The sequence below is a fragment of the Lentzea sp. HUAS TT2 genome, from assembly GCF_051853195.1.
Taxonomy (GTDB): Bacteria; Actinomycetota; Actinomycetes; order Mycobacteriales; family Pseudonocardiaceae; genus Lentzea.
In genome coordinates this window covers 6400528-6414660 of record NZ_CP196667.1, presented here as the reverse complement: position 1 = coordinate 6414660, position 14133 = coordinate 6400528, and the positions used below count along the sequence as shown (strand labels likewise).

At 69.5% G+C, this 14133-nt stretch carries 12 protein-coding genes; 4 read left to right on the top strand and 8 right to left on the bottom strand.

Features of this window, described 5'->3' with window-relative positions; translation table 11 throughout:
- Positions 1-1491, top strand: coding sequence for a thiopeptide-type bacteriocin biosynthesis protein (locus ACSHWB_RS31240; RefSeq protein WP_439656860.1), 1491 nt, complete (start codon positions 1-3; stop codon positions 1489-1491).
- A gap of 11 nt (positions 1492-1502) precedes the next feature.
- Here ACSHWB_RS31240 and ACSHWB_RS31235 read toward each other — a convergent pair whose 3' ends face one another.
- The 6 genes from ACSHWB_RS31235 to ACSHWB_RS31210 all read right to left on the bottom strand — a co-directional run bounded on the left by ACSHWB_RS31235 (position 1503) and on the right by ACSHWB_RS31210 (position 9357).
- Positions 1503-2489: an acyl-CoA dehydrogenase family protein gene (locus tag ACSHWB_RS31235; protein ID WP_439656859.1), complete on the bottom strand. Its 987-nt coding sequence runs from the start codon at positions 2487-2489 to the stop codon at positions 1503-1505.
- Entirely contained in the window at positions 2486-4027 is a 1542-nt protein-coding gene (locus ACSHWB_RS31230; protein ID WP_439656858.1) for an aldehyde dehydrogenase family protein, read from the bottom strand. Before ACSHWB_RS31230 ends, ACSHWB_RS31235 begins: the two co-directional genes overlap by 4 nt.
- 37 nt (positions 4028-4064) lie before the next feature.
- Complete coding sequence (locus tag ACSHWB_RS31225) at positions 4065-4988, bottom strand: 2Fe-2S iron-sulfur cluster-binding protein (RefSeq protein WP_439656857.1); 924 nt, start codon at positions 4986-4988, stop codon at positions 4065-4067.
- Positions 4985-6754 carry an NAD(P)H-dependent oxidoreductase subunit E gene (locus tag ACSHWB_RS31220; RefSeq protein WP_439656856.1) on the bottom strand — a complete coding sequence of 590 codons (1770 nt, stop codon included), beginning with the start codon at positions 6752-6754 and terminating at the stop codon, positions 4985-4987. The genes ACSHWB_RS31225 and ACSHWB_RS31220 overlap by 4 nt, the downstream gene beginning before the upstream one ends.
- Positions 6755-8680, bottom strand: coding sequence for a molybdopterin oxidoreductase family protein (locus ACSHWB_RS31215; RefSeq protein WP_439656855.1), 1926 nt, complete (start codon positions 8678-8680; stop codon positions 6755-6757).
- A 98-nt stretch (positions 8681-8778) separates the two neighbouring features.
- On the bottom strand, positions 8779-9357 hold the full coding sequence (locus ACSHWB_RS31210) for a TetR/AcrR family transcriptional regulator (protein ID WP_439656854.1): 579 nt from the start codon (positions 9355-9357) through the stop codon (positions 8779-8781).
- A gap of 92 nt (positions 9358-9449) precedes the next feature.
- Here ACSHWB_RS31210 and ACSHWB_RS31205 point away from each other — a divergent pair, with 92 nt between their 5' ends.
- Positions 9450-10280: an alpha/beta fold hydrolase gene (locus ACSHWB_RS31205; RefSeq protein ID WP_439656853.1), complete on the top strand. Its 831-nt coding sequence runs from the start codon at positions 9450-9452 to the stop codon at positions 10278-10280.
- Here ACSHWB_RS31205 and ACSHWB_RS31200 read toward each other — a convergent pair.
- Positions 10270-11307 carry an aldo/keto reductase gene (locus ACSHWB_RS31200; RefSeq protein ID WP_439656852.1) on the bottom strand — a complete coding sequence of 346 codons (1038 nt, stop codon included), beginning with the start codon at positions 11305-11307 and terminating at the stop codon, positions 10270-10272. The genes ACSHWB_RS31205 and ACSHWB_RS31200 overlap by 11 nt on opposite strands.
- A 112-nt stretch (positions 11308-11419) precedes the next feature.
- On the opposite strand from ACSHWB_RS31200, the gene ACSHWB_RS31195 reads away from it, so the two are divergent.
- Positions 11420-12298 (top strand): AraC family transcriptional regulator N-terminal domain-containing protein, encoded by an 879-nt coding sequence (locus ACSHWB_RS31195; protein ID WP_439656851.1) that lies wholly within the window; start codon positions 11420-11422, stop codon positions 12296-12298.
- Here the strand turns inward: ACSHWB_RS31195 and ACSHWB_RS31190 are convergent.
- Positions 12263-13228 (bottom strand): BTAD domain-containing putative transcriptional regulator, encoded by a 966-nt coding sequence (locus ACSHWB_RS31190; protein WP_439656850.1) that lies wholly within the window; start codon positions 13226-13228, stop codon positions 12263-12265. The genes ACSHWB_RS31195 and ACSHWB_RS31190 overlap by 36 nt on opposite strands.
- Positions 13229-13496: 268 nt before the next feature.
- Here ACSHWB_RS31190 and ACSHWB_RS31185 point away from each other — a divergent pair, with 268 nt between their 5' ends.
- Positions 13497-14117 (top strand): hypothetical protein, encoded by a 621-nt coding sequence (locus ACSHWB_RS31185; RefSeq protein WP_439656849.1) that lies wholly within the window; start codon positions 13497-13499, stop codon positions 14115-14117.
- Positions 14118-14133: the final 16 nt, after the last annotated feature.

Here is a 14133-nt window from a genome sequence, read left to right as displayed (position 1 = left end):
GTGACCTGGACCGGCCTGCACTGCAGGGTGAACTGGAACCGAGCGGACCTCGACGCGTTCATCGCCGAGACGCTGGCCCCCGCGATGGCCGGCCACGAGTGGTACTTCCTGCGCTACTGGGAGACCGGCCCACACCTGCGCGTCAGGATCAGGAACGCGCAGAACGCCGACAAGCTCCAGCGACAACTGGAGGAGCTCATCGAGGCCCAGGACTTCGGCCAGCAGCAAGGCGAACCGGACTGGCTGCCGCACGGCGACGTCCGCGAGGTGGAGTACGTCCCGGAGACCGAACGGTACGGCGGCCCGCAGGCGCTGCCGATCGCCGAGGAGGTCTTCTGCCACAGCACCGAGGTGGCGGTCGCCGTGCTCAAGGCGACGCACACCGACAGCGCCCGCCTCACCGCCGCCATCGACCTCACGATCGCGACGGCGAAGGCCCTCGACCTGAACCTGCCACAGGCAGCGAGCTGGTTGCGCAGCCTCGGTTCCGGCTGGCGCAACGTCCAGGAACAGGCCCCCTCGCCGACCATCGGCTCCCAGCACGCCGCCAACCAGCTCCTCGCCAAACGCGGCCGCGACCTGGCCGCGCGCTGGCACCGCGAACCTCGAGGCGCCATCGCCCACTGGCGCACCACGATCAACGAGGCCAAGCAGCGCCTCGACGACTGGCTGCCCTACGTCTGGGCATCGCAGCTGCACATGCTGCTCAACCGCATGGGCATCACCCCCAACGAAGAGCGCATGATCTGCTGGACGACCGCGGCCGCCGCCCTGTCCCCCAACGGTTTGACCGACTTCCACGACGACGGCGAGACCGCGCCGGACCGCCGTTACCTGGAGGCGAGCAAGTTCCTGCCGGGCTTCAGCGACCAGCTTCCCCGCAAGTCGGCGCTACCGAGGCAGTCCTGGCCGTCCACCACCTCACTGCCATCCACAGTGGACACCGACACCCTCAGGGCCCGCAGGACCAGCCGCGACCTGACCGGCGAGCTCAACGCCGGACAGCTCGGGACGCTGCTGTGGAACGCGATGTCCCCGAAGGACGGCAGGTGGCCGTACCCGAGCGCCGGCGCCCAGTACTGCGCCCGGATCAGGCTCATCGCGCTGAACGTCGACGGCCTGGCAAGGGGACGGTACGAGGTCAACGAGGTCGAGCGCGCCCTCACCTGGTTCGGCGAGGCGCCGTCGATCGACGACCTGGAGGCGACCTCGATGTGGTTCGGCGAGGGCGCCACCGAACTCTCCGGCACCCCCGCCGTCCTGGCCCTCTACATCAGGCTCGGCTCGCTGCGGCAGACCTACGGGCTGCGGGCGCTGCGGTTCGCGTTCACCGAAGCCGGTCACCTGGCCCAGAACCTGACGGTGACGGCCGCGAACCACGGCATCAGAACCGGCCTGGTGGGCGGGTTCTACGACGACATCGCCCACGACGTCATCGGGCTCGACGGCGTGAACGACGCACTCGTCTACTTCCTGCCCCTGGCCTCCTAGCCCGCCAACAGTCAGATCTCCACCGAATCCAGCAGGACGTCGACCGTCGGCTCGACCGCGGCCGCCGCCCGCGCGTCCCGGAACCGGCGCTCGATGCCGAGGTCCCGGCGGAAGGCCGCGTCCCCGCACACCTTCATCGCCAGGTCCGTCACCGCGACGGCGGCCTCGGTCGCGGTGACCGCCAGCAGCCGGACGCGGTCGGCCGAACGTTCCGGATGCCACGTCACCGCGGACAGGGTGTCGTTGTACAGCACCCTGAGCGCGTCGGTCCGCAGCCTCATCCGGGCCAGGTCGGACCGCGTGCGCGGATCACCGCCGCCCAGGTGCCCGATCGCCGTCGCCAGTGCGCCCTCCATCAGCCCCAGCGACACCGCGGCCCCGAGCACCATGAACCACGGGAACGCCAGTTCCTCCGACCAGAGCAGGTTGGACGCCGGTACCCGCACGGGATCCGCCTCCACGCAGGTGGCGACGGTGCCCCGCAGGCCCATCCCGGCGTGGTCGGCCGGGACCAGCAGCCCCGGCGCCTCGGCGGGCACGAGCACCAGCTCCGGGCCGCACGACCAGACGTAGCTGTCCGCCTCGCCCGCCGCGATCACCCAGCTCTTGCGCGCCCGCACCTGCACGATGTCGCCGTGCGTCGACATCTCGCCCGACGAACCGAAAGCCGCCAGCGTCGAGAGATGCCGGCCCGCCGCGATCTCGGCACGCAACCAGTGCGGGCCTGCGCGATCGAGCACGGCCGCCGCCGAGTAGTGCGAGCGCAATACAGAAGCCGTTGCGCCGCAAACCTTTGCGACCTCCTCGACCACCCGTCCGGCCGAGCGGACGTCCTGGCCTCCCCCGCCGACCGAGCGGGAGATCGTCATGCCCAGCAGGCCACGCGCGCCCAGGGCGTTCAGGGCAACACGCGGGAATCTGGAGTGCTGGTCGACATCCGCGGCGTTCGGCGCCACCACGGTCTGCACGATGCGGAGCAGGTCCGCCCGGTAGGTCACGTGGGTGGGTAGAGCGAGTAGGAGGGGAAGTTGCCGTAGATGCGTTCGTCGGGCGGGCCCTCCGTCACGGCGTGCACGAGCAACGAACCGCCCACGAACGCACCGCGCCACGAGGCCCCGCGCCCGCCGAACACCTCGTCCCGGTCACCCCGCGACCGCGGCTTGTTGACGCCGACCTTGAACGCCTGGACGTCCTCGCTCAGCCGGCGTGCCGTAGCCTCGTCGTCGCAGGCCAGAGACGCGACCAGGGCGCCGTTCGAGGCGTTCATCGCGGCCAGCAGCTCGGCCTCGGTGTCCACCAGGACGATCGTGTCGACCGGCCCGAACGGCTCCGCGTGGTGCAGCACCGACGACCGCGGCGGGTCGAGGATCGCGACCGGCGCCAGGTAGGCGGCGGTCTGCTGGCCCGGCAGGAACCGGCCGGAATCAAGGGATCCCCGGTACAGCGGCACGCCACCGGCGCGGACCGCCTCGTCGACGACGTCACCGAGCTCCTTGGCCTTCGCGTCGTTGATCAACGGCCCGAAGTCCAGCTCTGGCAGCTCGTCGCCGGGCAAAGCGACGGCGAGCGGATGACCGAACTTCACGTCCCGCACCGCGGGCAGGTAGACGCTGAGGAACTTGTCGAACAGCGACCGCTGCACGACATAGCGGGGATAGGCCGTGCACCGCTGCTTGCCGTAGTCGAACGCCTTGCGGATCTGCGTGCCGAGCATGTCCCAGGAGTCGGTCTCCCAGACGCCCCAGCAGTTCAGGCCCTCCTGCTCCAGGACGTGCCTGCGGTTCGAGTCGACCAGGCGCGTCGCAATAGCGCTGCCGACATCGCGACCGCCCACAAAGGACACACAGCCCAGGAACGACGATCCGACCAGCACCGGTGCGAGTTCCGCCCCGCTTCCGGACACCAGCGTCAACGGCAGCCCCGACCGCACGGCCAGCGCGGTCGCCAGGGTCAGGCAGCTCACGCCACCGTCGGTCGGCGCCTTGGCGATGACGGCGTTGCCCGCCAGCGCCTGCACCAGCATCGCGTGCATCAGCACGCTCATCGGGTAGTTCCACGAGGCGATGTTGCTGACCGGGCCGTTCAACGGCGACCGCCCGGCCAGCATCGAGTCGATCTCCTCGACGTACCAGCGCACACCCTCGATGCAGCGGTCGACGTCGGCCGTGGCGAGCCGCCACGGCTTGCCGATCTCCCACACCAGCAGCAACGACAGCAGGTCGCGGTGCTCGGTGAGGGCGTCCACGGCCTCGGACACCCGCGCCTTGCGTTCGGCCAGCGGCACGGTGCGCCACTCGATGTGCTGGTCGACGGCCGCGACGACCGCCCGTCCCGCGACCTCGAAGTCGAGGAAGGGCGGGCCCGCGATGGTGGAGCCGTCGACCGGGGTGGTGGCGGGCATCGGCTCGCCCGCCCGGCTCCACGCGCCGCCGAAGTGGTTGAGCAGCCGATCGTCGTGGAACGCTTCGGGTGCAACGGAGACGCACCGTGAGTACACGTCGTTCCACGACGTGCCTGGTTTGAGGATCAACGGCATTTGGGCGGCCCTCCACTTCCAGAAGAGACGTCACTGATCAGCGGTTTTGCACGTGCTGCCAGCCGAAACGGCCCTTGATGCACAGGTTCCCGTGCGTGACCGTGCTTTCGTGCGGCGACGTGACCTTCACGATCTCGTTGTCCTGCACGTGCAGGGTGAGGTTGCACCCGACACCGCAGAACGTGCAGATGGTCGTGGTCTGGGTCTGCGCCTCTTCGTCCCAGGTGCCGTCCTCGCGCTTGTCGTGCTCGCGCTTGAAGCTCAGCGCACCGGTCGGACAGACCTCGATGCAGTTCCCGCAGTAGACGCAAGCGCTTTCGGGCAACGGGGTGGAGAACTCCGTGGAGATCCGCGAGTCGAAGCCGCGGCCGGCCACCGAGATCGCGAACGTGTTCTGCCACTGGTCGCCGCACGCGTCGACGCACTTGTAACACATGATGCACTTGCTCAGGTCGCGGACGTACAGCGGATTGTCCACTTTGGTCGGTTGCGCCACGGTGGCAGCGGTCCGGCCGTCGGGTTCCTCGTGCTCACCCGCCCGGCGGTGGTCCCGGTCGGTCGACGGCGGCGCCGGCGGGCCGAAGCGGGAGGGGTCGGCGCCGCACGCGGACATCCACTCGTCCACGTGCGGCGTGGTGGAGAGGTCCGTGGCGGACCCGAGAAGTTCCAGTACCAGCTTGCGGCTGTGCTGCGTGCGTTCGGAGTCCGTGCGCACGACCATGCCCGGCTCGACCTTGCGCGAGCACGACGGCACCAGCGTCCGCGCACCCTCGACCTCGACCATGCAGACGCGACAAGCGTTTGCGGGCTTCAGGGTGTCGCCGTAGCAGAGCGTCGGGATCGACTTGCCCGTCGCCGTGCAGGCGTCCAGGATCGTCGCGCCCTCCGGCACCCGCACGGACTCGCCGTCCAAGGTCAGCTCGACCAGTCGCTTCGGGAGTCCGATCTCGACAATGGTCATGACGCTGCCTCCTCGGCGTATCCCAGGCGGTCGAGGGCTGATTCGATGGCGTTCCAGGCGGTTTGACCCAGTCCGCAGATGGACGAGTCGCGCATGACCTGCCCGACTTCCCGCAGCAGCTGGAGATCAGCGGCCGAAGTGCTCAGCGGGCGTTTGCCGACGAGGCGGTGCATCGCTTCTTCCTGGCGCACGGTCCCGATCCGGCAGGGCACGCACTGCCCGCACGACTCGTCGCGGAAGAACGCGGCGATGCGCAACAGGAAGCTGCCCAGGTCGGCCGTGTCGTCGAGCACCAGCACGACACCGGAGCCGAGCGTGGTCCCGGCGGCACGCGCGTCCTCCATGGTGAGCGGCAGGTCGAGCTCGTCCGGGCGAACGAACCCGCCTGCCGCCCCGCCGAGCAGTACCGCTCGCAGCTCCCGGCCTGGCGGCACGCCACCCGCCAGATCGAGGAGTTCCCCGAGCGTGGTGCCGAACGGCACCTCGTACACGCCCGGACGACTGACGTTGCCCGACAGGCAGAAGAGCTTCGGGCCCGTCGAGGCCTCGGTGCCGATGCGGGTGTAGCCCTCGCACCCCTCTGTGAGGATCACCGGCACGTTGACCAGCGTCTCCACGTTGTTGACCACGGTCGGTTTGCCGAAGAGCCCCGACTCCACCGGGAACGGCGGCTTCGAGCGCGGCTCACCGCGGAAGCCCTCGATGGAGTTGAAGATCGCCGTTTCCTCGCCGCAGATGTACGCACCCGCGCCGCGGCGGATCTCGATCTCGAACGAGAAACCCTCGTGCCCCATGATGTTCTCGCCGAGGAAGTTGCGCTCACGAGCCCGCGCGATGGCGTTGCGCAGCAGGTGCAGCGCCCTCGGATACTCCCCGCGCAAGTACAGATATCCGCGCGAGCAGCCCGCCGCGAACCCGGCGATCGTTATCGACTCGATCACCGCGAACGGGTCGCCCTCCATCAGCAACCGGTCCTTGAACGTGCCGGGCTCGCTCTCGTCCGCGTTGCAGACCAGGTAGTGCGGTCGCACGGGCTGGCGGGCGGTCGCGTCCCACTTGCGTCCTGTCGGGAACGCCGCACCGCCGCGGCCCATCAGCTTCGCGTCGGTGACCTCGCGAATCACCCCGGACGGCCCCAGGTGCAGAGCCGTCCGCAACGCCGCGTAGCCGCCCGTCGCCCGGTAGTCGTCGAGCGACTCCGGGTCGACGACGCCAACCCGCTTGAGCAACCGCAGACCGGCCGCACCGGCCTGCGGCACCTCCGCGCGCTCGCCGTCCACAGGAGAGGGACCGCCGGCCGCCACCGCGATCACCTCACCGGCGTGGGTGGGCGCGAGGAGCTGCTCCTTCGCCACCTCCCCCGCCTCGAACGCGAGCGCGGCAGGAGCCTTCTCGCACACCCCGAGACACGGGCTGCGCAACCAGCCGCTGCGCGCACCCGCCGGGCCGAGCTCGTCGGTCAGCCTGTCGCACAACGCCTTCGCGCCGTTGACCTGGCAGGCCAGGTCGACGCAGACGTGCACGACCTTCGCCTGCCGTTCGGTCAGCGAGAACAGCGAGTAGAAGCTCGCCACCCCGTAGGCCTCGGCCGGAGGGATGTGCAGCACGCGGCAGATGTGGTTCAGCGCGCCCTGGCTGATCCAGCCGACCCTGTCGTTGACCGCGTGCAGGGCGGGCAACAGCTGGTCCCGTCCCATGCCGGTGAACAGGTCCACGACGACGCGTTCGGCCTCGGACGGCTCGACGTCGAGCAGTGTGAGATCCACTCAGCCCACCTTCACCGGAAGCTTCTCGATGCGGATTGCCGCGGCCTTGTACTCGGCCGTTCCCGCGATCGGGCAGGTCGCCTCGATCGTGATGATGTTGACGTCGATCTCGTCGGGGAAGTGGAACGTCATGAACACCAGGCCCGGCGTCAGTCCGTCGTCGATCCGCACCGGCGCCTGGATCTGCCCGCGCCTGCTGGTGATCGCCACCTCCTCGCCCGCGGTGACCCCGAGCATCTCGGCGTCCTGCGGGCACAGGTCGAGCGTCTCGCCCCTGCGCAGCGGCGACTCGAACCCGCTCGACTGGACCCCGGTGTTGTAGGAGTCGAGCCGGCGTCCGGTGGTGAGCCGGAACGGGAAGTCCTCGGTCAGCTCGTCGACGGGCGGGCTGTGCGGCACCGGCGAGAACGTCGCGGGCATGCCGCGCTTGACCGGGTCCTCCTCCCAGAGCCTGCCGTGCAGGAAGCTGGGTTCGAGGGAGTCCTCGCTGGGGCACGGCCACTGGATGCCGCCGAGCTTCTCGAGCCGGTCGTAGGTCATGCCGGTGTGGATGGGCGACAGGCTGCGCAGCTCGTCCCACACGTCCTGGCCGGTCTTGTGCTGCCAGTCCGCGCCGAGCCGCGTCGCGATCTCGCCCATGATCTCGATGTCGTCGCGCGCACCCTCCGGCGGCGTGAGCGCCTTCCTGACCCGCTGGACCCGGCGCTCGCTGTTCGTGAACGTGCCGTCGGTCTCGCACCACGCCGCCGCGGCGGGCAGCACGACGTGCGCGAGCTGCGCTGTCTTGGTGAGGAAGATGTCCTGCACGACCACGTGGTCCAAGTTGGACAGTCGCTTGACCGTGTGCTCGCAGTCGGCCTCGGACTGCACCGGGTTCTCGCCGATGATGTACACGGTGGTCATGTCACCGCGTTCCATCGCCTCCAGCATCTGGGTGAGGTTCCAGCCCTTGGAGGCCTTGAAGTTCGAGCCCCACGCGTCGTTGAACTTCTTGGCGACACCGGGATCGGTGATGTCCTGGAAGCCGGGCAGCCGGTCGGGGATGGCGCCCATGTCGCCGCCGCCCTGCACGTTGTTCTGCCCGCGCAACGGGTTCAGCCCTGCGCCGTACCGCCCGACCTGCCCGGTCAGCAGCGCCAGGTTGATGAGGCTCAGCACGTTGTTGGTGCCGTTGTGGTGCTCGGTGATGCCGAGCGTCCAGCTCAGCTGCCCGCGGTCCGCCTTGGCGTAGGCGTGCGCGAGCTCGCGGATGAGCTCGGCCGGCACCCCGGTCTCCAGCTCGGCGACCGGCAGCGTCCACGGCTCGACGGCCTTCACGAACTCCTGGAAGCCCTCGGTCGCCCGCTCGACGAACGACATGTTCGTGAGGTTCGACGCGATGATCTCCCGCGCGATCGCGTGCGCCAGCGGGATGTCCGTGCCGACGTTGAGCCGCAACCACTTGTGCGCCCACTTGCCGGTGCTGGTCAGCCGCGGGTCCACCACGTACAGCTTCGCGCCCTTGTTGACCGCCTTCAGCACGTGCTGGAAGAAGATCGGGTGCGCCTCCCGCGCGTTCGAGCCCCACAGCACGATCAGGTCGGCGTCCTCGATCTCCTGGTAGGAGGAGGTGCCACCGCCGCTGCCGAACACCTTGGCCAGCCCAGCCACGCTGGGGGCGTGACACGTGCGGTTGCACGAGTCGACGTTGTTCGTGCCGATCACCGCACGCGTGAATTTCTGGGCCATGTAGTTCATCTCGTTGGTGGCCCGCGCACAGGAGAACATGCCGAACGCGTCCGGGCCGCCGTTGGCCACGTTCCTGCGGAAGCCCTCTGCTGCCTTGTCCAGCGCCTCGTCCCAGGTGGCCGGCCGCAGGACTCCCGCGTCGCGCACCAATGGCTGGGTCAGCCGCACGTAGGGCTCGGTCTTCTTCCGCCTGCTCATCGTCTGCACCTCCTCTGCACATACTGTATGCAATCTTCGGTATGCGCTAGCCCCAGATGCGGTTCTGTTGCTCAGCGGCCCGAAGAAGGTGCAACGGGTCAGGAGTGCGCGATCGACTCCTCGATCGACCGCAGCGTCGACTGCAGAACGGCGTCCCGGTGCTCCCCGGCAGGCAGCGCCCGCGCGACCGACACCGCCCCGATGATCCCGGCGACGAGCGCCCAGGCCCGCCGCTGCTGCTCCTCGAAGTCACCGGGCATCGCGGGCAGGACCAGCGCGACCATCCGGGAGATCTGCAGCTGGTAGACCTCGCGCACCGAGTCGCCCGCCCTGGCCACGTCCGCAGTGAGCGCCGCCAGCACGCAGCCGTCGGCGACGCCCTCGCAGTGCTCCTCGCTCAGGTAGCTGTAGACGAGTTCGACCAGCCCGCGGCGCCGTTCGTCCGTGTCGGCGACCTGGAGAGCCTCGAACTCCGGGCTGACGTTCGCACGGATCACCTGCTCCAGGAACCCTTCCTTGCTCCCGAAGTGGGAGTAGATCGCACCGGAGGTGACCTCGGCGGCCGCGGCGAGACCGTCCACGCCGACGCCGTGGAAGCCCTTCTCCTTCAGCCTGCGGCCGGCCGCGGCCAGTATCGCGGCCCTGGCCTGCTCCTTGTGGTCCTTCGCGTACCGCACGCCGAGCTCCCCACTTGACTTCCACCGGGGTCGTGATCATACGATAACGCTCGTTACATAGCGATCGTTATTCTATGAGTCCGTGAGGGATCATGTCTGCAAACTCCGCTGTCACGCGCACTGTCGACGTCGACGGCACCCCGTTCGCCTACCGCGAGATCGGCCTCACCGAGGGCGTGCCGCTGGTGTTCCTGCACCACTTCACCGCGGTGCTCGACGACTGGGATCCCGCCGTGGTCGACGGTCTCGCCGAGCGGCACCGGGTCGTCCTGGTCGACCTGCGCGGAGTGGGCGGCTCCGGCGGCACCACGCCGGACAGCATGGAGGCGATGGCGGCCGACCTCGCCGGGTTCCTGCGCGCCCTGGGGTTCGAGCAGGTCGACCTGCTCGGCGTGTCGATGGGCGGCATGATCGCCCAGGTGCTGGCCCAGCGGGAACCGGGTCTGGTGCGCCGGATGATCCTCGCCGGGACCTCGCCCGCCGGTGACGCCGGTGCCGGCAACGCGCTGACGTTGCTGCAGGGCGCGCTGCACGAGTCGGCGGCGGTGGGCAAGCACCCGAAGCACGTGCTGTTCTTCTCCCCCACCGACTCCAGCCAGCGGGCGGCGGACGAGTTCCTCGCGCGGCTGAACGAGCGGACGGAGGACCGCGACGCCGAGGTGACGAACGAGACGATCGGCGCGCAGGCGACCGCGTTGGCCAAGTGGGAGCAGGGCTCGTCCGAGGGCCTCGCCGCGGTCCACCAGCCGGTGCTCGTCGTCAACGGGGACAACGACGTCATGACCCCGACGATCAGCTCGTTCAACCTCGCGAAGTACCTGCCCAACGCCCAGCTGAGCATCTACCCCGACGCCGGGCACGGTGCCCTGTTCCAGCACCACGAGCTGTTCGTCGAGCAGGCGCTGGAGTTCCTCAGCGCGTGACCAGCGACGGGTAGACCGCGGACGGTCGTCCGTCCACAGTGGCCCCCGCGAACTGCAGCATCGGCGCGAGCTGACGGTTGTTGTCGGCGGGGAAGTTCAGCTTCGGCACCGACACCTCGTCGAGCCTGGCGCGCTGGGCCTCCGACAGGGTGACGTCCAGCGCGCCGAGGTTCGTCTCGAACTGGTCGGCGCGGCGGGCGCCGATCACCACCGAGCTCACGCCCGGTCGCCCGCGCAGCCACGCCAGGGCGACCTGGGCGGCGGGGACACCGATCTCGGTGGCCACCGCGCCGACGGCGTCGATGACGGCCTGCTCGGCGGCGCTGGGCGACTGGCCGCGGTCACCGGAGTGCCTGCCGGACAACAACCCGCCCGCCAGCGGCGACCACGGCAGCACGCCCATGCCCATGGCCTGCGCCATCGGGATCAGCTCACCCTCCGAGGTGCGTTCCAGCAGCGAGTAGCACAGCTGCAACGCGATGATCGGCGACCAGCCGTACCACCGGGCGAGGGTCGCGGCCTCGGCCGTGGCCCACGCCGGGATGTCGGAGAAGCCGACGTAGCGGACCTTGCCGGCGCGCACCTGGTCGTCGAGCGCCCGCAGGGTCTCCTCGACAGGGGTGGCCGGGTCGAAGTTGTGCAGCCAGTAGATGTCGACGTATTCGGTCTGCAGGCGGCGCAGCGAGTCATCCAACTGGTGCACGATCGCCTTGCGGCCCGGCCCGCCGCCGTTCGGGTCGCCGACGTGCAGGTTGCAGAAGAACTTCGTGCCGATCACCACCCGGTCGCGCAACGACGGGCGGCCCGCGAAGAAATCTCCGATGATCTTCTCCGAGTGCCCGGCGGTGTACATGTTGGCGGTGTCGACCGAGTTGCCGCCGCGCTCCACATAGGACGCGAGGATCTTCGTGGACTCCTCGGGGCTGCTGCCCCAGCCCCAGTCCTCGCCGAAGGTCATCGTGCCGAGGGTGAACGGGCTGACGCGCAGGCCGGAGCGGCCGAGAGTGATGTAGGAATCAAGCGACATACCCCGATTGAAGGCCCCTGCGGCGTGATCGCCTAGACCGATGGGCTCGGTCCGTTGCACGATCCGCTCAACCTCGCGGCGATCCGGTCGCGGCGGTGCGAGACTGGGAGCCATGACGCACCTGGACGAGATCCGCCGCGGCATCCTCCGGCACGCCGGCGGACCCGGCAGTCCACTGTGGATCGACGGTGTGTTCGTGTTCGCCTCCGACCGCGTGACCGAGCCCATGTGCACCGTCACCGAACCGGTGCTCACGCTCGTCGCCCAGGGCACCAAACGCACCGTTCTCGGTGCTCACACCTTCGACCACGGCCCCGGCCAGATCGCAGTCGTGACCGTCGACCTCCCGCTGACCGGCCACGTCACCGGCGCCCCGTTCCTCGCGCTGGGCCTGAAGCTGGAACCGAAGACCATCGCCCAGCTGCTCGTCGAGGGCGGCCCTGCGCGCATCCGCCCGCACGACGGCCCCGGCATCGCGATCAGCGACGCCGACGACAGGCTGCTCGATCCGCTCGCCCGGCTGCTGCGCCTGCTCGACGAGCCACGCGACCTGCGCGTGCTCGGCCCGTCCGTGCGGCGCGAGATCCACTGGCGGCTGCTCACCGGCCCGCAGGCCGCGCTGATGCGGCAGGCGGGCACGGCCGACAGCCGCCTGGCCCTGGTCGCGAGCGCCATCGCGTGGATCAAGGCCCGCTACGACCGGGTGATCCGCATCGACGACCTCGCCGCCGACGTCGGCACCAGTGTCCCGACGCTCAACCGGCACTTCCGCGCCGTCACCGCGTTGAGCCCGTTACAGTACCAGAAGCAGATCCGGTTGCAACGGGCCCGCGCCGCCCTCATCGCCGCACCGCACGACGTGGCCGCGGTCGGTTACTCGGTGGGCTACGACAACCCGTCGCAGTTCAGCCGCGAGTACCGGCGGATGTTCGGTGCGCCGCCTGGACAGGACGCGTTACGTCTGCAGACCGCGGCCATCGTGCAGGAGTGAGAACGCTGTCCGGGGCATCGGAACCTCCTGCCGCAGCACCGACTCGTAGGCGTACCTGAGCGCTGGTCCGGGAAGCAGCCCCAGATCGTGGTCGAGCCGGTCGCGGATCCGCTGGAACGCGAGGATCGCGTCGACCTGTCTGCCGGATCTCGCCAGCGACAGGATCAGCCGCGCGTGCAGTTCCTCGTGCCACGGCTCACCACCGACCAGTTCGGCGAGCCACGGCAGGACGTCGTCGCCACACCCGGCGAACGTCAGGTCGGCGAACGCCAGAGCGGTCGCGATCCGCTGCTGCTGCAAGGAGGCCGCACTCGGGTGCTGGCGCAACGCCTCGGGCAGGTCCGCGAGCACCGGACCGCGCCACAGACCGAGAGCCTCAGCGAACGCGTGCGGGTCACCACTGCCACGAGCCCTGGCGGCCTGCTCGGCGAACCTGCACAGATCGACCCTTTCCGGATCGATGTCGAGCCGGTACCCGCAGGACAGTGTCTCGACCGCACCGGAGCCCAGGCGCCTGCGCAACCGCGACACCATCGAGTACAGCAGTTCCCGGTACGTCGCCGGGGGCGTACCCGCCCACAGGACCTCGACGATCTCCGACTGGGAGACGAACCTGTTGACGTGCAACGCGAGCAACCCGACCAGGCAGCGCTGCTGCGGTGAACTGATCACCACGACCCCACCGCCCCTGTGCACCACCAGCGGCCCCAGCACGTCGACGGCCAGCGGGTTTCTCGCCGGCGACTCGAACGCCGCGAGCAGCCGGCGCACCGACTCACGCCGAGGCCGCTCGACCTGGCCGTGCTCGATGTGACGAATGGTCCTGACGGACACCCCGCTGAGCCGCGAGAGCTCGCCCTGGGTCATCCCGCTGCTCGTCCGTTGCTCTCGCAGCACGTCCTTGAGCTCCACGATGTCGAACTCGGTCACCTTCGATCCCCCCAGGATCGGCAACTAGTACCGCCACATGTTGCCCCAAGAGCACCGCGAAGCACCCTTTCCGCTGTGCACGACCGGCTTCACAGCGTCCAGGTTCGCGCCAACGATTCGACCGACCTCCCGTCGGTAGTGTCGGTCCCGGCACCCGCCTGACCAGGCGCGACGGCGACCAGCGAGCCACGACGGCGAGCGGCGCCAGCGGCTCGGAGGTCCAAGCGCCCGACGGCGGCATCAGTTGATCAGCACATGGGGGCTTTGCATGAAGAAGTGGAAGATCGCGGCAGCGGTGGCATCGCTGTCGGCGGCACTCATCGGTGTGGGTGCGCAGGCTCAGGCCCAAGAACTGAAGTTGGACGTGGGCGCACTGGGGTTCGGAAGGCAGGTGACCCCGATTCGCGACACCGGCATGTACTCGGGCCCCGGCCTCAGCACGCCGCGCGTCGGAACGGCGGTGGCCGGTGACAACGTGGCGGCCGTCTGCCAGCTCGTCGACAGCAACGGCAAGCGGATGGTGCTGGGCATCGACCGCAACGGCCGCACCGGCTCACAGTGGGCGAACACCGCCGGCTACATCTGGGACGGCGACATCCGTGAGATCACCTCCGACATTCCCTTCTGCGCCGGTGGGGCGACGATGTTCCCGTCGCGCGACACGGGCATCTACTCCGCGCCCGGCCTGAGCACGCCCCGGGTCGGTACGGCGTGGTTCGACCAGCACGTCGTCGGTGTCTGCGGGATGCTCGACAGCAACGGCGCGGTGATGGTGCTGGGGGTTCAGGTGGCCGGACGCAACGGTGTGCAGTGGGCCAACACCGCCGGATACATGTGGGCCGGTGACTTCCAAGGCGGCGGGACCTTGCCGGCCTGCGGTGCCAGCTAGCCGGTGAACGGGGCCG

Bases quoted from the DNA above. Each gene is read 5' to 3' on its own strand.
- ACSHWB_RS31230 (WP_439656858.1), bottom strand. From the start codon at position 4,027: ATGCCGTTGATCCTCAAACCAGGCACGTCGTGGAACGACGTGTACTCA.
- ACSHWB_RS31225 (WP_439656857.1), bottom strand. From the start codon at position 4,988: ATGACCATTGTCGAGATCGGACTCCCGAAGCGACTGGTCGAGCTGACC.
- ACSHWB_RS31215 (WP_439656855.1), bottom strand. From the start codon at position 8,680: ATGAGCAGGCGGAAGAAGACCGAGCCCTACGTGCGGCTGACCCAGCCA.
- ACSHWB_RS31205 (WP_439656853.1), top strand. From the start codon at position 9,450: ATGTCTGCAAACTCCGCTGTCACGCGCACTGTCGACGTCGACGGCACC.
- ACSHWB_RS31200 (WP_439656852.1), bottom strand. From the start codon at position 11,307: ATGTCGCTTGATTCCTACATCACTCTCGGCCGCTCCGGCCTGCGCGTC.
- ACSHWB_RS31195 (WP_439656851.1), top strand. From the start codon at position 11,420: ATGACGCACCTGGACGAGATCCGCCGCGGCATCCTCCGGCACGCCGGC.
- ACSHWB_RS31185 (WP_439656849.1), top strand. From the start codon at position 13,497: ATGAAGAAGTGGAAGATCGCGGCAGCGGTGGCATCGCTGTCGGCGGCA.